General features: G+C 70.7%; 13 protein-coding genes. 6 read left to right on the plus strand and 7 right to left on the minus strand.

The window, feature by feature from the left end:
- Positions 1-13 precede the first annotated feature (13 nt).
- The 4 genes from ACIQRW_RS22975 to ACIQRW_RS22990 all read right to left on the minus strand — a co-directional run bounded on the left by ACIQRW_RS22975 (position 14) and on the right by ACIQRW_RS22990 (position 5,202).
- Positions 14-1,624 carry an FAD-dependent oxidoreductase gene (locus tag ACIQRW_RS22975; protein WP_403763348.1) on the minus strand — a complete coding sequence of 537 codons (1,611 nt, stop codon included), beginning with the start codon at positions 1,622-1,624 and terminating at the stop codon, positions 14-16.
- 14 nt (positions 1,625-1,638) lie between these two features.
- Positions 1,639-3,183, minus strand: coding sequence for a glycerol kinase GlpK (gene glpK / locus ACIQRW_RS22980; protein ID WP_403763351.1), 1,545 nt, complete (start codon positions 3,181-3,183; stop codon positions 1,639-1,641).
- 49 nt (positions 3,184-3,232) lie between these two features.
- Positions 3,233-4,024 (minus strand): MIP/aquaporin family protein, encoded by a 792-nt coding sequence (locus tag ACIQRW_RS22985; protein WP_364877403.1) that lies wholly within the window; start codon positions 4,022-4,024, stop codon positions 3,233-3,235.
- A gap of 413 nt (positions 4,025-4,437) precedes the next feature.
- Positions 4,438-5,202 carry an IclR family transcriptional regulator gene (locus tag ACIQRW_RS22990; protein ID WP_032752890.1) on the minus strand — a complete coding sequence of 255 codons (765 nt, stop codon included), beginning with the start codon at positions 5,200-5,202 and terminating at the stop codon, positions 4,438-4,440.
- Positions 5,203-5,441: 239 nt separating this feature from the next.
- Between ACIQRW_RS22990 and metH the strand changes: the two genes are divergently transcribed.
- The 3 genes from metH (at position 5,442) to ACIQRW_RS23005 (ending at position 11,737) form a co-directional block, all read left to right on the plus strand.
- Entirely contained in the window at positions 5,442-8,960 is a 3,519-nt protein-coding gene (gene metH, locus ACIQRW_RS22995; protein ID WP_403763354.1) for a methionine synthase, read from the plus strand.
- A gap of 144 nt (positions 8,961-9,104) precedes the next feature.
- A complete protein-coding gene (locus ACIQRW_RS23000; RefSeq protein ID WP_403763357.1) occupies positions 9,105-9,815 on the plus strand; it encodes an HAD family hydrolase in 711 nt (236 codons plus the stop codon).
- A 323-nt stretch (positions 9,816-10,138) separates the two neighbouring features.
- Positions 10,139-11,737, plus strand: a complete 1,599-nt coding sequence (locus ACIQRW_RS23005) for an ABC transporter substrate-binding protein (RefSeq protein WP_403763360.1) — start codon at positions 10,139-10,141, stop codon at positions 11,735-11,737.
- A 90-nt stretch (positions 11,738-11,827) separates the two neighbouring features.
- On the opposite strand, the gene ACIQRW_RS23010 is transcribed toward ACIQRW_RS23005, so the two are convergent.
- Positions 11,828-12,499 carry a response regulator transcription factor gene (locus ACIQRW_RS23010; RefSeq protein ID WP_003970158.1) on the minus strand — a complete coding sequence of 224 codons (672 nt, stop codon included), beginning with the start codon at positions 12,497-12,499 and terminating at the stop codon, positions 11,828-11,830.
- A 9-nt stretch (positions 12,500-12,508) separates the two neighbouring features.
- Entirely contained in the window at positions 12,509-13,354 is an 846-nt protein-coding gene (locus ACIQRW_RS23015) for a PD-(D/E)XK nuclease family protein (protein ID WP_322784846.1), read from the minus strand.
- A gap of 177 nt (positions 13,355-13,531) precedes the next feature.
- Between ACIQRW_RS23015 and ACIQRW_RS23020 the strand changes: the two genes are divergently transcribed.
- The 3 genes from ACIQRW_RS23020 (at position 13,532) to ACIQRW_RS23030 (ending at position 16,548) form a co-directional block, all read left to right on the plus strand.
- A complete protein-coding gene (locus tag ACIQRW_RS23020) occupies positions 13,532-14,782 on the plus strand; it encodes a site-2 protease family protein (protein ID WP_403763363.1) in 1,251 nt (416 codons plus the stop codon).
- Positions 14,783-14,876: 94 nt separating this feature from the next.
- On the plus strand, positions 14,877-15,788 hold the full coding sequence (locus ACIQRW_RS23025; protein ID WP_097866996.1) for a tRNA (adenine-N1)-methyltransferase: 912 nt from the start codon (positions 14,877-14,879) through the stop codon (positions 15,786-15,788).
- A gap of 178 nt (positions 15,789-15,966) precedes the next feature.
- Positions 15,967-16,548: a hypothetical protein gene (locus ACIQRW_RS23030; protein ID WP_403763366.1), complete on the plus strand. Its 582-nt coding sequence runs from the start codon at positions 15,967-15,969 to the stop codon at positions 16,546-16,548.
- A gap of 50 nt (positions 16,549-16,598) precedes the next feature.
- Here the strand turns inward: ACIQRW_RS23030 and ACIQRW_RS23035 are convergent, their stop codons facing one another.
- A complete protein-coding gene (locus ACIQRW_RS23035; protein ID WP_018959528.1) occupies positions 16,599-16,910 on the minus strand; it encodes a ferredoxin in 312 nt (103 codons plus the stop codon).
- Between the last annotated feature and the right edge of the window lie 109 nt (positions 16,911-17,019).

A 17,019-nucleotide genomic window follows, 5' to 3' on the forward strand; every position in this document is an offset into this window, starting at 1 on the left:
GGGGGAGAACAGGTCAGTCCTTCTCGGCCAGCAGCTTCTCGACGCCGTCACGGACGTCGTCCGTCGCCAGCCCCCGGATCGTCAGCGTGGTCCGGCGGCGCAGCACGTCGTCCGCCGTCTCGGCCCACTCGTGGTCCCGGGCGTAGGCGACCTGGGCCCAGATCTCCGGGGCGTCCGGGTGGACGCGCTCGGCCAGCTCGGGGCTCTCGTTCGCCAGCCGGGCGATGTCGAAGGCGAGCGAGCCGTAGTGCGTGGCCAGGTGCCGGGCGGTGTCCGGCGCCATCCGGGGGCCGGGTGTGCCGCCGTCGACCAGCAGCCGGTGCGCCACCGCGTTCGGGTTGGCGATACCGGGCAGCGGGAGCTTCCTCGGCAGCCGGTTCATCGGCTCCATGTCCTCGGCCAGCGGGTGCCCCGGCAGGGCGGCCAGCTTGTTCATCACGGTGCGGCCGATGTGGCGGAACGTCGTCCACTTGCCGCCGGCGACCGACAGCATGCCGCCGCGGCCCTCCGTCACGACCGTCTCGCGCTTGGCCTTGGAGGTGTCGCCGGGACCGCCGGGCAGCACCCGCAGACCCGCGAAGGAGTACGTGATCAGGTCACGCGACAGCTGCTGGTCCTTGATCGAGAACGCCGCCTCGTCGAGGATCTGCGCGGTGTCCGCCTCGGTCACCGCGACATCCGCCGGGTCGCCCTCGTACTCCTCGTCCGTCGTGCCGAGCAGCAGCATGTCCTCCCACGGCAGGGCGAACGTGATCCGGTACTTGTCGATCGGGGTGGCCAGCGCCGCCCGCCACGGCCGGGTCCGCTTGAGGACCAGGTGCGCGCCCTTGGACAGCCGGATGGAGGGGGCCGCGTTCGGGTCCTCCATCTTCCGCAGGTGGTCGACCCAGGGGCCGGTGGCGTTCAGCACGAGCCGGGCGGTGACGCCGAACTCGGTGTCGTCCGTGCTGTCCTTCAGGTCGGCGCCGGTGACCCGGCCCCGGGTGAAGCGTAGCCCGGTGACCGCCGCGTGGTTCAGGACGACCGCGCCCGCGTCGACGGCCGCGCGGACCGTCATCAGGGCCATGCGGGCGTCGTTCATCTGGTCGTCGCCGTAGACCGCGACGGCCTTGAGGTTGTCGGTGCGCAGCTCGGGGACGTCGCGCTGCGCCTTGGCCGGGGAGATGACATGGCCGACGCCGTCGCCGAACGCGGAGAGCGCGGAGTAGGCGAAGACGCCCGCGCCGAGCTTGGCCGCGCCGTGCGGGCCGCCCTTGTAGACCGGCAGGTAGAAGGTGAGCGGGTTGGCCAGGTGCGGGGCCACCTCGCGGGAGACCGCGCGGCGCTCGAAGTGGTTCTCCGCGACCAGCTTGACCGCGCCGGTCTGGAGGTAGCGCAGACCGCCGTGGAGGAGCTTGGAGGAGGCGGAGGAGGTGGCGCCGGCGAAGTCGCCGGCGTCCACCAGGGCCACCCGCAGCCCGGACTGCGCGGCATGCCAGGCGGTGGAGATGCCCAGGATGCCGCCGCCGATGACCAGGAGGTCGTACGTGGCCCGGGACAGCTGGTCCCGGGTCTCGGCGCGGCTCGGCAGCGAGCCGGAGGCCGGGTGCGTTCCGAGGGCGGGAACGCTCTGCAGGGTGGTCATGGTGATGCTCCTCGTCAGCTTTCTTCGTCCTCGATCCAGCCCATGGTCCGTTCGACGGCCTTGAGCCAGCTCTTGTACTCGCGGGCACGGGTGTCCGCGTCCATGCGGGGTGTCCACTCGGCGGCCCGGCGCCAGTTGGCGCGCAGCGCGTCGGTGTCCGGCCAGAAGCCGACGGCGAGACCGGCGGCGTAGGCGGCGCCGAGGCAGGTGGTCTCGGCGACCATGGGGCGCACCACGGGCGCGTCCAGGAAGTCGGCGAGCGTCTGCATCAGCAGGTTGTTGGAGGTCATGCCGCCGTCGACCTTGAGCGCGGTCAGCTCGACGCCGGAGTCCTTCGTCATGGCGTCGCTGATCTCGCGGGTTTGCCAGGCGGTGGCCTCCAGGACGGCACGGGCGATGTGCGCCTTGGTGACGTAACGGGTGAGACCGGTGATCACCCCGCGGGCGTCGGGACGCCAGTAGGGGGCGAAGAGGCCGGAGAAGGCGGGCACGAAGTACGCGCCGCCGTTGTCCTCGACCGAGGACGCCAGCGTCTCGATCTCGGCGGCCGACTTGATCAGGCCCATCTGGTCGCGCATCCACTGCACCAGCGAACCGGTGACCGCGATGGAGCCCTCCAGCGCGTACACCGGGGGCTTGTCGCCGATCTGGTAGCCGACGGTGGTGAGCAGCCCGTTGTACGAGTTCACCGGGGTGCCACCGGTGTTCATCAGCATGAAGGTGCCGGTGCCGTACGTGGACTTGGCCTCGCCCTCGGCGAAACAGGTCTGCCCGAAGAGCGCCGCCTGCTGGTCGCCGAGCGCGGAGGCGACGGGGATGCCGTCGAGGATGCCGCCCTTGGCGTGGCCGTACACCTCGGCGGAGGAGCGGATCTCGGGCAGCACCGCGGCCGGGATGCCGATGGAGGAGAGGATCTTCTCGTCCCACGCCATGGTGTGCAGGTTCATCAGGAGGGTGCGGGAGGCGTTGGTGACGTCGGTGACGTGCACCCCGCCGTCGGTGCCGCCGGTCAGGTTCCAGATGACCCAGGAGTCCATGGTGCCGAAGAGGATGTCGCCGGCCTCGGCGCGCTCGCGCAGCCCCTCGACGTTGTCGAGCAGCCAGCGGACCTTGGGTCCCGCGAAGTAGGAGGCGAGCGGCAGCCCGGTCTCGCGGCGGAACCGGTCCTGGCCCACGTTGCGGCCGAGCTCCTTGCAGAGCGCGTCGGTGCGGGTGTCCTGCCAGACCAGGGCGTTGTGCACCGGCTCACCGGTGTGCTTGTCCCACATCAGCGTGGTCTCGCGCTGGTTGGTGATGCCGATCGCCTTGACGTCGGCGGAGGTGATGCCGGCCTTGACGATGGCGCCGGCGACGACCTCCTGGACGTTCTCCCAGATCTCGGTCGCGTCGTGCTCGACCCAGCCCGGCTTCGGGAAGATCTGCTCGTGCTCCTTCTGGTCGACGGAGACGATCCGGCCGTCCTTGTCGAAGACGATGCAGCGGCTGGAGGTGGTGCCCTGGTCGATGGCCGCGATGAACGGCCCGGTGCCGTGGGTGCCGGTGGTGTGTGCGTCGGTCACGGTGTGCTCCCGGAGGTCTGTGAAGTGAAGAGGTGCGGCTCGGACTGGTCTACGCGAAGGCGAGGTTGTAGAGCCCGCCGGCGAGTGCGCCGCCGACGAGCGGACCCACGATGGGTACCCACGCGTAGCCCCAGTCCGAACCACCCTTGTTCGGCAGCGGCAGCAGGGAGTGCACGATGCGCGGACCGAGGTCGCGGACCGGGTTGATGGCGTAGCCGGTCGGGCCGCCGAGCGAGAGGCCGATGGAGACGACGACCAGGGCGGTGATCAGCGCGCCGAGCGTGCCGAGGCCGTTGCCCTCGTCGTTGAGGCCCTGGGTCAGGATCGCCAGGACCAGCACGACGGTCGCGATGATCTCGGTGATGACGTTCTGGACGCCGTTGCGGATCTCCGGACCGGTGGAGAAGATCCCGAGCACCGGGCCCGCCTTCGGGGCGGCGGTCTGGTCGACCATGCCCTCGTCGGTGGACTTGGTCCCGACGATCTCGGGGTCGGTGAGGTGGGCGTGGAACTGGCCGTAGTAGACCGCCCAGACCAGCAGGGCGCCGATCATCGCGCCGAGCAGCTGCGAGCCGAGGTACAGGGGGACGTCGCCCCACGCGGTGCCGCCCTCGATGGCGAGGCCGACCGTGACCGCGGGATTGAGATGGGCGCCCGATACGCCGCCGGCGAGATAGGCGCCGGTCAGCACGGCGAAACCCCACCCGAAGGTGATGGCCAGCCAGCCCGCGTTCCGGGCCTTCGAGCTCTTCAGCGTGACGGCGGCACAGACACCGCCGCCGAGCAGGATGAGTACGGCGGTACCTATGGTCTCGCCGATGAAAATGTCGGAGCTGGACACCCGCGACTCCTTTGTCCTTCGTCCAGGGGAGAGCGGAGCACCGGTCCCGCCGGTGATCCGCGCCCCAGATGGGTATCCACGAAGCGTGGGCAGCCCACCTGTAAGGGCTTGACCGGCCCTTGGCACCGTCACACCCTAACGCGTATTGCCGTTAGGCGTTCGACAATGCCGACCGTTGAACGGCAGTGTTTCCCCCGAGTGAACGCAGCGTCAAGGGTTCTGTGGTCCACGACTCGGTGCGCGACGCGATCGTTACCGCGAGGGGCCGGGGCGGCCCGGGACAGGCTGGACATGCCGGGGCGCGAGCGGACGACCGCCGGGCGGCAGGGGTGGACGCGGCTGCCTACGGGGTCATGCGTACGGAGCGGAGGGGCGGCGGCGCGGGGAGCGGGCGGGGCGGGCCGGGCGGACCGTCAGAAGCGGCCGGCGCCCAGATCCCGGGAGACCGCGCGGGCGCAGTCGCGCACGGCCGCGATCAGCTCGGGGCGCAGCGTGCCGCCCGGGGCCACCCGCTCCACCGCGCCCGTCACGGCGACCGCCCCGACGGGCATCCGGCGCCGGTCGTGGATCGGGGCGGCCACCGCGGCCACGCCCTCCCAGGTCTCCTCGGCGTCGGCGGCCCAGCCCTGGGCCCGGATCAGGTCGAGCATCGACTCGAAGGCGTCGGCGGCGGTGACGGTGCGCCCGGTGAAGGAGCGGCGCTCCGCCTCCATGACCTCGCTGTGGGCCACCGGGTCGTACGCGGACAGCACCTTGCCCAGCGCCGTGGAGTGCAGCGGCTGCATGGCCCCGACCTCCAGCACCTGGCGGCTGTCGTCGGGTCGGAAGACGTGGTGGACGATCAGCACGCCGTGCTGGTGCAGCACCCCGAGGTGGACGCTCTCGCCGCTGGACCGGGCCAGGTCGTCCGTCCAGACCAGGGCGCGCGCCCGCAGCTCGTGGACGTCCAGATAGCTGTTGCCCAGCCGCAGCAGCTCCGCGCCCAGCTGGTAGCGCCCCGACGCCGCGTCCTGCTCGACGAAGCCCTCCAGCTGGAGCGTGCGCAGAATGCCGTGCGCGGTGCCCTTGGCCAGCCCCAGCGAGGAGGCGATGTCGGAGAGCCCGAGCCGGCGCTCGCCGCCCGCCAGCAGACGCAGCATCGCGGCCGCCCGCTCCAGCGACTGGATGTTCTTGGCCATCGCGCCGTACTCCTCCACCTCGGTTCGACAATGCTGAACACTATCGGTCGATGCCGACCTGCGCCGGACTCCGGGGGAAAGTCTCCGCCACCGGGGCGCACGCGCCGCACCCGCACAGCATGCAGTCCGTCCCATGGACGCACCTACGGTCCCGGGCGGCGTCCGGCTACGCTGGCGAGGTGCGCCTTCCCCAAGAAGGACGCAAAGCCGACAGCCGTCGCATCCCTGGGAGATCATCCATGGCCTCGTTGCCGACATCCGCCGCCGACAGCCGGACCCGCGCAGACGCGCTCCGAGAGGCACTCGCCACCCGCGTGGTGGTGGCCGACGGGGCGATGGGCACCATGCTCCAGGCACAGGACCCCACGCTGGAGGACTTCGAGAACCTCGAAGGCTGCAACGAGATCCTGAACATCACCCGGCCCGACATCGTGCGCTCGGTCCACGAGGAGTACTTCGCGGTCGGCGTCGACTGCGTCGAGACCAACACCTTCGGCGCGAACCACTCCGCCGCGAACGAGTACGAGATCGCCGACCGGATCTTCGAGCTCTCCGAGTCCGGCGCCCGGATCGCCCGCGAGGTCGCGGACGAGTTCGCGGAGAAGGACGGACGCCAGCGCTGGGTCCTCGGCTCGATCGGCCCCGGCACCAAGCTGCCCTCGCTCGGCCACATCACCTACGACGTCCTGCGCGACGGCTACCAGAAGAACGCCGAAGGCCTCCTCGCGGGCGGCTCCGACGCCCTGATCGTCGAGACCACCCAGGACCTGCTCCAGACCAAGTCCAGCATCATCGGCGCGCGCCGGGCGATGGACGCCCTCGGCGTCCACGTGCCGCTGATCTGCTCCCTCGCCTTCGAGACGACCGGCGTCATGCTGCTGGGCTCCGAGATCGGCGCCGCCCTGACCGCCCTGGAGCCGCTGGGCATCGACCTGATCGGGCTGAACTGCTCGACCGGCCCGGACGAGATGAGCGAGCACCTGCGCTACCTCGCCCGCCACTCCCGTACGCCCCTGATGTGCATGCCCAACGCCGGCCTGCCCGTCCTCACCAAGGACGGCGCGCACTTCCCGCTCGGCCCCGACGGTCTCGCCGACTCCCAGGAGAACTTCGTCCGGGACTACGGCCTCTCCCTCATCGGCGGCTGCTGCGGTACGACGCCCGAGCACCTGCGGGCCGTCGTCGAGCGGACCCGAGGGCTCACGCCGACCGAGCGGGAGCCGAGCCCCGAGCCCGGAGCGGCCTCCCTCTACCAGACCATCCCCTTCCGGCAGGACACCGCCTACCTGGCGATCGGGGAGCGCACCAACGCCAACGGCTCCAAGAAGTTCCGCGAGGCCATGCTGGAGGCCCGTTGGGACGACTGCGTGGAGATGGCCCGCGACCAGATCCGCGAGGGCGCGCACATGCTCGACCTCTGCGTCGACTACGTGGGCCGTGACGGCGTCGCCGACATGGCGGAGCTGGCCGGCCGCTTCGCGACCGCCTCCACCCTCCCGATCGTGCTGGACTCCACCGAGCTGCCCGTGCTCCGCGCCGGCCTGGAGAAGCTCGGCGGCCGGGCCGTGCTGAACTCGGTGAACTACGAGGACGGCGACGGCCCCGAGTCCCGCTTCGCGCAGGTCAGCGCCCTGGCTTCCGAGCACGGCGCCGCCCTGATCGCCCTCACGATCGACGAGGAGGGCCAGGCCCGCACCATCGAGCACAAGGTCGCCATCGCCGAACGGCTGATCGAGGACCTCACCACCAACTGGGGCATCCACGAGTCCGACATCCTCATCGACACCCTGACCTTCACCATCTGCACCGGCCAGGAGGAGTCCCGCGGCGACGGCATCGCCACCATCGGGGCGATCCGCGAGCTGAAGAAGCGCCACCCGGACGTCCAGACCACGCTGGGCCTCTCCAACATCTCCTTCGGCCTGAACCCGGCCGCCCGGACCGTGCTGAACTCCGTCTTCCTCGACGAGTGCGTCAAGGCGGGCCTGGACTCCGCGATCGTGCACGCCTCGAAGATCCTGCCGATCGCCCGGCTGGAGGAGGAGCAGGTCAAGGTCGCCCTCGACCTGATTTACGACCGCCGCGCCGAGGGCTACGACCCCCTCCAGAAGCTCATGGAGCTCTTCGAGGGCGTCAACATGAAGTCGATGAAGGCGGGCAAGGCCGAGGAGCTGATGGCCCTGCCGCTGGACGAGCGCCTCCAGCGCCGCATCATCGACGGCGAGAAGAACGGCCTGGAGGCCGACCTGGACGAGGCCCTCCAGGACACCCCGGCCCTCGACATCGTCAACAACACGCTGCTGGAAGGCATGAAGGTGGTCGGCGAGCTGTTCGGCTCCGGCCAGATGCAGCTGCCGTTCGTGCTCCAGTCCGCCGAGGTCATGAAGACCGCGGTGGCTCATCTGGAGCCGCACATGGAGAAGACCGACGACGACGGCAAGGGCACGATCGTGCTCGCCACCGTCCGCGGCGACGTCCACGACATCGGCAAGAACCTCGTCGACATCATCCTCTCCAACAACGGCTACAACGTCGTCAACCTCGGCATCAAGCAGCCCGTCTCCGCGATCCTGGAGGCCGCCGAGGAGCACCGCGCGGATGTGATCGGCATGTCCGGCCTCCTGGTGAAGTCGACGGTGATCATGAAGGAGAACCTCCAGGAGCTCAACCAGCGCAAGATGGCCGCAGACTTCCCGGTGATCCTCGGCGGCGCCGCGCTGACCCGGGCCTACGTCGAGCAGGATCTGCACGAGATCTACGAGGGCGAGGTCCGCTACGCCCGGGACGCCTTCGAGGGCCTGCGCCTCATGGACGCGCTCATCGGTGTCAAGCGCGGCGTGCCCGGCGCGGTCCTGCCCGAGCTCAAGCAGCGCCGGGTACCCAAGAAGAACATCGACACCGCCGTGCTGGAGGTCGAGGAGCCCGAGGGCGCGGTGCGCTCGGACGTCTCCACCACCAACCCCATCCCCGAGCCGCCGTTCCGGGGCACCCGCGTCATCAAGGGCATCCCGCTCAAGGACTACGCCTCCTGGCTCGACGAGGGCGCGCTGTTCAAGGGCCAGTGGGGCCTCAAGCAGGCCCGGACCGGTGACGGACCGACGTACGAGGAGCTGGTGGAGACCGAGGGACGCCCGCACCTGCGCGGCTGGCTCGATCACCTCCAGTCCAACAACCTCCTGGAAGCGGCCGTCGTCTACGGCTACTTCCCCTGCGTCTCCAAGGGCGACGACCTGGTCCTCCTCCACGAGGACGGCTCCGAGCGCACCCGCTTCACCTTCCCGCGCCAGCGCCGCGGCCGCCGCCTCTGCCTCGCCGACTTCTTCCGCCCCGAGGAATCCGGCGAGACCGACGTCATCGGCCTCCAGATCGTCACCGTCGGCTCCCGGATCGGTGAGGCCACCGCCGAACTGTTCGCCGCCAACTCCTACCGCGACTACCTGGAGCTGCACGGCCTGTCCGTCCAGCTCGCCGAGGCGCTCGCCGAGTACTGGCACGCGCGGGTCCGCAGCGAGCTCGGCTTCGCCGGGGAGGACCCCGCGGACGTCGAGGACATGTTCGCGCTGAAGTACCGCGGCGCACGGTTCTCGCTCGGTTACGGGGCGTGCCCGGACCTGGAGGACCGGGCGAAGATCGCCGACCTCCTGCAGCCGGAACGGATCGGCGTGCACCTCTCCGAGGAGTTCCAGCTCCACCCGGAGCAGTCCACCGACGCCATCGTCATCCACCACCCCGAGGCGAAGTACTTCAACGCGCGGTAACCCCGTGTTCCCGCCGCGGCCTCGCGTCCTTCGCGCGCCGCGGCCGGACACGTCGTACACTGGTCGGTCCAGTGCAGGCCGGTCGCCCTCCCGTTTTCCGGGAATGGCGGCCGGCCTTCTCGTCCCTTACGGAAGGTGTGCCGGATGACCAGTACGGTCCCCGCGTCCTTGACCCGCACGGCCGAAGGCGCCGCCCTGCAGGCGGTCCTTCTCGACATGGACGGAACCCTGGTCGATACCGAGGGCTTCTGGTGGGACGTCGAGAAGGACGTCTTCGCCGGCCTCGGGCACCGGCTGGAGGAGTCCTGGCGGGATGTGGTCGTCGGCGGTCCGATGACCCGCAGCGCCGGCTACCTCATCGACGCCACCGGCGCCGACATCCGGCTGGACGAGCTGACCGTGCTGCTCAACGACGGATTCGAGAAGCGCATCGCCCACGGTGTGCCGCTGATGCCGGGCGCCGAGCGGCTGCTCGCCGAACTGGCCGCGTACGAGGTGCCCACCGCGCTCGTCTCCGCCTCCCACCGCCGGATCATCGACCGGGTGCTGGAATCGGTGGGCCGCCACCACTTCGCGCTCACCGTCGCCGGGGACGAGGTCGCCCGGACCAAGCCCGACCCCGAGCCCTACCTCACCGCGGCCGCGGGCTTCGGCGCCGATCCCTGGCGCTGCGCCGTCATCGAGGACACGGCGACCGGGGTGGCCGCCGCCGAGGCCGCCGGCTGCCGGGTCGTCGTCGTGCCGTCCGTCGCCCCGATCGCGCCCGCGGCCGGACGCGTGGTCGTCGGCTCCCTCGAAGAGGTGGACCTCGCCTTCCTGCGCAAGCTCATCACCCAAGCGGGCGGAACGGGCTGACCCGCACCGGGCGTGCACTCGCGCCGGTCACCCACTTGTGAACGAACAGCGGATTTTCTGGTCGTCCCCGTGTGCGTTCCGGCAACGTTTCGTGGATGTGGATCAGTTGCGGGGTGTATCTGTGAAGAGGCCCGACAGGTGACCTTCCTCACCTGTGGGCCTCCGGCGGGCCGCCGGGATCGGGTGAGCTGTCCGTAATGGTGAGCGTATGTCGCCCCAGCCGGTCGCCGGGGGAGCGGGAGCCGCCCGCGGGACGGTCGGCGGGGCCACCCGCGGCTACTAGCTTTGATTCCTCACCTGCCGGGATGAGGGAGAACGTCCAGATGAACCGCAAGACCCTGGTGCTGCCGGCCGTCGTCGGCCTGCTCGCCCCCGTGCTCGCCGCCTGCGGCAGCACGGACAGCGGCGCCGGTGGCAACGGAGCCATCGTCGTCGGCACCACGGACCAGCTCGTGGCCTCCAAGGAGAACCCCGCGCCGCTCGACCCGGCCATCGGCTACGAGGCGGGCGTCTGGAACGTCCTGCGGCAGACCGTGCAGACCTTGACCACGGTGCCGGGCGGAGGCGGCGAGCCGGTGCCCGAGGCCGCCCGCAGCTGCACCTTCACCGACACCGCGAACGAGAGCTACCGCTGCACCCTGCGGGCGGGCCTCACCTTCGCCGACGGGACGGCCGTCACCGCCGAGGACGTGAAGCACTCCATCCAGCGCGTCATCGACATCGACGCGGACAGCGGGCCGGTCGGACTGCTCGCCAACATCGACATGATCGAGACCAAGGGCGACGACCAGGTGATCTTCCACCTGAACACGCCCGACGCGACCTTCCCGTACAAGCTCGCCACTCCCGCCGCCGGCATCGTCCCGAAGGCGCAGTACCCGGCGAAGGAGGGGCGCACCGGCTTCCAGGTCAACGGCTCCGGTCCGTACACCATGAAGCCGCGGGTCGAGGACGGCCGGGTCGTCAAGATCGCCTTCACCAAGAACCCCTCGTACAAGGGCGAGCTCAAGGTCCTCAACGACAAGGTCGAGATGGACCTGTTCCCCGACGCCGAGGCCATGGGCAAGGCGCTCGACGAGGAGAAGATCCACATGATGACCCGGGCGATGTCGCCCCAGCAGGCCCGCGACATGCTCGTGGAGCCGGAGGAGGGCATCGAGCTCACCGAGCTGCCCGGCCTGGCCATCAGCTACGTCGGGTTCAACACCAAGGACCCCGTGGTCAGCAAGCCCGTCCGGCAGGCCATGGCGCAGATCGTCGACCGGGGCGCGATCGCGGGCAAGGTGTACGGCACCACCGCCGAACCGCTCTACTCGCTGATCCCGTCCAGCATCGCCGGGCACACCAACGCCTTCTTCAACAAGTACGGCGAGCCCAGCACCGCCAAGGCCCGGGCGATCCTCGACGACGCCGGGATCAAGACGCCGGTGAAGTTCACCCTGCACTACACCAGCGACCACTACGGCCCGGCCACCGCCAAGGAGTTCAAGGCGATCCAGCAGCAGCTGAACAGCTCGGGCCTCTTCGACGTCTCCGTCCAGGGCAAGGAGTGGTCGCAGTACCGCCCCGAGCAGAAGCGCGGCGACTACGCGGCCTACGGCATGGGCTGGTTCCCCGACTTCCCGGACCCGGACAACTACACCGCGCCCTTCCTGGACGAGAACAACTTCCTCAACTCGCCCTACCGGTCGCGCGAGGCGCAGAAGGTCCTCATCCCGGAGTCCCGCCGCGAGACCGACCGCACCGCCGCCGCCGCCACCTACGAGAAGCTCCAGGACATCGTCGCCACCGATGTGCCGGTGCTGCCGATCTGGCAGGGCAAGCAGTACGTGGCCTCCCGTGACGGGATCGCCGGGGTGGAGCGGTCCGTCAGCGCCACCTCCGAGCTACAGCTCTGGGAGCTCAACCGGCCCAACGTCTGAGACGTGACCGGAAAGCCGTCCGGCCCGTCCCCCCTCTTCCGATGAGGGGACGGGCCGGACGGCTTCGTCGTGTGCGTGTGTGCGGGGCCGCTACTGCGCGCCGGGACGCACCAGCCCGCTCTCGTACGCGTACACCGCGGCCTGCACCCGGTCCCGCAGGCCCAACTTCGTGAGCACATGGCCCACATGTGTCTTGACCGTCGTCTCGCTGACGAACAGATCCGCCGCGATCTCCGCGTTGGACAGACCCCGCGCCACCAGCTTCAGCACCTCGACCTCACGGTCCGTCAGCGTGTGCAGCGCGTCAGGCACCGGGTCCTCACCGGACGGCAGGTGATCGGCGTACTTGTCCAGCAGCCGGCGCGTGATGCTCGGCGCGAGCATCGCCTCGCCCGCCGCCACCACCCGGATCGCCTGGACCAGCTCCGCCGCCGGAGCGTCCTTCAGCAGGAACCCGCTCGCCCCGGCGCGCAGCGCCTCCACCACGTACTCGTCGAGATCGAAGGTGGTCAGCACCAGCACCTTCGCCGGGCCGTCCTTCCCGGGGCCGGTGATCTGACGCGTGGCCTCCACGCCGTCCATCCGCGGCATCCGGATGTCCATCAGCACCACATCGGGCTGCAGCGCCCGCACCTGATCGATGGCCTGCAGACCGTCACCGGCCTCACCGACCACCGCCAGATCGCCTTCGGCCTCCAGAATCATCCGGAAACCGGTGCGCAGCAGAGGCTGGTCATCGACCAGAAGGACGCGGATCGCCACAGGAACTCCTTAAGGGCCCTCAAGGGCCACGGCACGGCCGGCCTCGGCCTGGACCGGTCCCATTCTGCCCTGGCCATCCTCACCCGAATCCGCAGGGCGGACCGACAGCGGGTATACCGGGGGAGTCCCGCCGAATTCCGGACACACCGCCTGGTGGTCGCACCAGCCGCACAGCTTCGTCGGCCGGGGCCGCCAGTCACCGGTCTCCGTCGCCAGCGAGATCGCGTCCCACAGCGCCAGCAGCTTGCGCTCCACCCGCTCCAGGTCCGCCACCACCGGGTCGTACGTCAGCACGTCCCCGCTGCCCAGATAGACCAGCTGGAGGCGGCGCGGCACCACGCCCTTCAGCCGCCAGATCACCAGCGCGTAGAACGTCATCTGGAACAGCGGACCGTCGGAATACTCCGGCCGCGGCGCCTTCCCCGTCTTGTAGTCGACGATCCGGACCTCGCCGCTCGGGGCGACGTCCACCCGGTCGATCACCCCGCGCAGCCGCAGCCCCGACTCCAACTCCGTCTCGACGAACAGCTCACGCTCCGCCGGCTCCAGCCGCGTCGGGTCCTCCAGCGAGAACCACCGGTCCACCAACCGCTCCGCCTCACCCAGCCAGCGCGTCAGGCGCTCCCCCTCGGTGTCCCCGGCGAACAGCCCGGTCAGCTCCGGCTTCGACTCCAGCAGCCGGTCCCACTGGCCGGGAATCAGCGCCCGCGCCCGCGGCGCCGTCCGGTCGGCCGCCGGTGCGTCGAAGAGCCGCTCCAGCACCGCATGGACCAGCGTGCCGCGGGTAGCCGCCTCGCTGGGCTTCTCCGGCAGCTTGTCGATGACCCGGAAGCGGTAGAGCAAGGGACACTGCATGAAATCGCTCGCCCGCGACGGCGACAGGGACGAAGGCGGCTGGGGCGGCCGCGGCACGGAAGTCATGTCTGAAGACCCTACGGCCCGCCACTGACAGCGAGCGGCATACCATCGACGGCAGACCCTCGCACACTGCATGATCGTGGCAAACGCCACTCACCGAACCGAAGGGACCCCGTGGACGACAGCGGCGACAGCGGGCGGCCGCAGCCCGGCGCAGGGGGAACGGCCCCCGGCACCGATCCCGACAACGGCAAGCCGAAACGCCCCGCCGAGCCGGGCGGCGGCCTGCTCATGGGCCGGCCCTTCGGCGTGCCCGTCTACGTCGCCCCCAGCTGGTTCGTCGTCGCCGCGCTGATCACCTGGGTGTTCGGCGGCCAGCTCGACCGTGTGCTGCCCGAGCTGGGCGCCGCCCGCTACCTCGTCGCCCTGTTCTTCGCCATCGCCTTCTACGCCTCCGTGCTCGTCCACGAACTGGCCCACACGGTCGCCGCGCTGCGCTACAAGCTCCCGGTCCGCCGCATCCAGCTCCAGTTCTTCGGCGGCGTCTCGGAGATCGAGAAGGAGAGCGAGACACCCGGCCGCGAGTTCGTCCTGGCCTTCGTCGGACCGCTTCTGTCCCTGGTCCTCGGCGGCCTCTTCTACGGCGCGATGCAGTTCGTCGAGCCCGGCACGGTCCCCGGCGTCCTGGTCGCGGGCCTGATGATCTCCAACCTCATCGTGGCCGCCTTCAACCTGCTGCCCGGCCTGCCGCTGGACGGCGGCCGGATGCTCCGCGCCGTCGTCTGGAAGATCACCGGCAAGCCCATGAGCGGCACCATCGCCGCCGCCTGGGTCGGCCGCGGCCTCGCCGTCGTCGTCCTCGTCGGACTGCCGCTGCTCACCCACACCGGAGCACTCGGCGGCACCGCCCAGAACATCGGCGGCGTCGAGACCGTCATGGACGCGCTGCTCGCCGCGATCCTCGCGGGCATCATCTGGACCGGCGCCGGGAACAGCCTGCGCATGGCCCGCCTCCGCGAGCACCTGCCCGACCTCCGGGCCCGCACCCTGACCCGCCGCGCCGTTCCCGTCGAGTCCGCCACCCCGCTCTCCGAAGCGCTGCGCCGGGCCAACGAGGCGGGTGCCCGCGCCCTGGTCGTCGTCGACGGACAGGGCAACCCCAAGGGCGTCGTCCGCGAGGCCGCCATCGTCGGCGTCCCCGAACACCGCCGCCCCTGGGTCGCCGTCAGCGGCCTCGCCCAGGACCTCACCGACGGCCTGAAGGTCCCCGCGGAACTGGCCGGCGAAGCCCTCCTGGACCGGCTCAAGGCCACCCCCGCCACCGAATACCTGGTCGTCGAGGAGACCGGCGAGATCTACGGAGTCCTCTCCACCGCCGACGTGGAGCGCGCCTTCGTCAAGGCCATGGCCCGCCCCGGCACCTGACGGCCCTCCCGGGCGGTCGACGGCCGCGGCCCGGGCGGTCGGCGGCCGCGGCCCGGGCGGTCGGCGGCCCGGGAATCACCGGTAGGCTGGTCACATGTCTGAACCGACCGGTGCCGCCCGCCGACGTGGGCCCTTCAAGGTCGGGGACCAGGTACAGCTCACCGACCCCAAGGGCCGCCACTACACCTTCACGCTCGAAGCCGGAAAGAACTTCCACACCCACAAGGGTTCTTTCCCGCACGACGAGCTGATCGGTGCTCCCGAGGGCAGTGTTGTCCGCACCACGGGAAACGTCGCCTATCTCGCGCTGCGCCCCCTGCTCCCCGACTACGTCCTGTCCATGCCCCGCGGCGCCGCCGTGGTCTACCCCAAGGACGCCGGCCAGATCCTGGCCTTCGCCGACATCTTCCCCGGCGCCCGCGTCGTGGAGGCCGGGGTCGGATCCGGCTCGCTCAGCACCTTCCTGCTGCGCGCCATCGGTGAGCAGGGCATGCTGCACTCCTACGAGCGCCGCGAGGACTTCGCCGAGATCGCCCAGCAGAACGTCGAGCGCTACTTCGGCTCCCCGCACCCGGCCTGGCAGCTGACCGTCGGCGACCTCCAGGACAACCTCTCCGACACCGACGTCGACCGCGTCGTGCTGGACATGCTCGCCCCGTGGGAGTGCCTGGAGGCCGTCTCCAAGGCCTTGGTGCCCGGCGGCATCCTCTGCGCCTACGTCGCCACCACCACCCAGCTCTCGCGCACTGTCGAGTCCATCCGCGAGATCGGCTGCTTCGCCGAACCGCAGCCCTGGGAGTCGATGATTCGCAACTGGCACGTGGAGGGCCTCGCCGTCCGCCCCGACCACCGGATGATCGGCCACACCGGCTTCCTGGTCACCGCCCGCCGCCTCGCGGACGGCGTCGAGCCGCCGCTGCGCCGCCGCCGCCCGTCCAAGGGCGCCTACGGCGACGACTACGACGGACCCGGCAGCCAGAGCGGCTCCGCCGCCTCCCGCGGCTGATCTGTCCAACGCACCGGCGCCGCCGCGCAGTTCCCCGACCGACCGGGTAACCGCGCGGCGGCGCCTTTTCGTTGCCCCGCCGTTCCGCCCGGATGTGAGGTGTGGCACGATGCTGGCCACCCCTCAGGGTGTTCCCACCCCTCACCGGGCTTCCAGGAACCATCAGGAGACAGACCGCGTGCAGACCCCCGCGCTCCCGGACCTCGCCCACACCGCCGCCAAGCCGGTGCACTGGCTCGCCACGGCCGCGGCGATGGCCGGGGTCGTCGCGCTGGCCGGGCTGCTCCAGCCCCGTACGGCCACCGCGACCGCCACGGCCCCCGAGCAGCGGGCCACCACGCAGCACGGCGCCCCCGCGCCCGCTCCCGACCCGGCCGGCGTGGAGTTTCCGCTGGAGTGCGGCGGCGCCGGGACGACCGTCGCGAAGCAGGCCTCCGGAGACCTCGACGGCGACGGGCGGCCGGAAACCGTCGCCGTGGTGCACTGCGCGGCCGGATCGGGGACCCCGCCCGGCGGCATCTACGTCCTGACACGGAGCAGCGGGGCCGCACCCCGGGTCGTGGCGACCCTGGTGGACCCCGCTGACAGGAAGACCGTCGGGGACTTCGCCGTACGCGACGGCCTCGTCTCGGCGACCCTGCTCGGCTACTCCTCGCTCGACGTGCCCCGCTGCTGCCCCGACCAGGAGGAACAGGCCTCCTGGCGGTGGAAGGGGAAGGCGTTCGTCCGCACCTCCGGGGACCTCGCGCGCAGCGTCTGAGCGCGCACCGCGGGACTCGGCCGGCGCCGGGGCGCGAGCCCCCTGACCGGCTAGTCGGCGTCGGGTCCGTACACCTCGACGCTGTCCTTGACGCGCCGCACGTGGATGCAGTCCCCGGGGCACTCCTTGGCCGAATCGACGACGTCCTGGAGGAGCGGCAGCGGCACCGGCGTGGTCGCCCCCGGGCTCTGCAGGAGCTCGTCGTCGCCGCTCTTCACATAGGCCAGGCCGTCGATGTCCAGCTCGAAGACGTCGGGGGCGTACTGCACACAGATGCCGTCGCCCGTACAGAGGTCCTGGTCGATCCAGACCTCCAGGTCCTGCGTGTCACTGTCGCCCGGCGAGTCCTGCTGCACGGTCATGTGTCCTGCCGTTCCTGCGTATCTGAACCAATTGGAGCCAGCCCTGACGGGTGTTGAACAGTTCGACGATACAACCGGCGGCTTTCCGGTGCCGAAGGGTGGGTATTCC

The sequence above is a fragment of the Streptomyces sp. NPDC091287 genome (genome assembly GCF_044768525.1).
Taxonomy (GTDB): domain Bacteria; phylum Actinomycetota; class Actinomycetes; order Streptomycetales; family Streptomycetaceae; genus Streptomyces.

Bases quoted from the DNA above. Each gene is read 5' to 3' on its own strand.
- ACIQRW_RS22975 (WP_403763348.1), bottom strand. From the start codon at position 1,624: ATGACCACCCTGCAGAGCGTTCCCGCCCTCGGAACGCACCCGGCCTCC.
- ACIQRW_RS22990 (WP_032752890.1), bottom strand. From the start codon at position 5,202: ATGGCCAAGAACATCCAGTCGCTGGAGCGGGCGGCCGCGATGCTGCGT.
- metH (WP_403763354.1), top strand. From the start codon at position 5,442: ATGGCCTCGTTGCCGACATCCGCCGCCGACAGCCGGACCCGCGCAGAC.
- ACIQRW_RS23000 (WP_403763357.1), top strand. From the start codon at position 9,105: ATGACCAGTACGGTCCCCGCGTCCTTGACCCGCACGGCCGAAGGCGCC.
- ACIQRW_RS23005 (WP_403763360.1), top strand. From the start codon at position 10,139: ATGAACCGCAAGACCCTGGTGCTGCCGGCCGTCGTCGGCCTGCTCGCC.
- ACIQRW_RS23015 (WP_322784846.1), bottom strand. From the start codon at position 13,354: ATGCAGTGTCCCTTGCTCTACCGCTTCCGGGTCATCGACAAGCTGCCG.
- ACIQRW_RS23025 (WP_097866996.1), top strand. From the start codon at position 14,877: ATGTCTGAACCGACCGGTGCCGCCCGCCGACGTGGGCCCTTCAAGGTC.
- ACIQRW_RS23035 (WP_018959528.1), bottom strand. From the start codon at position 16,910: ATGACCGTGCAGCAGGACTCGCCGGGCGACAGTGACACGCAGGACCTG.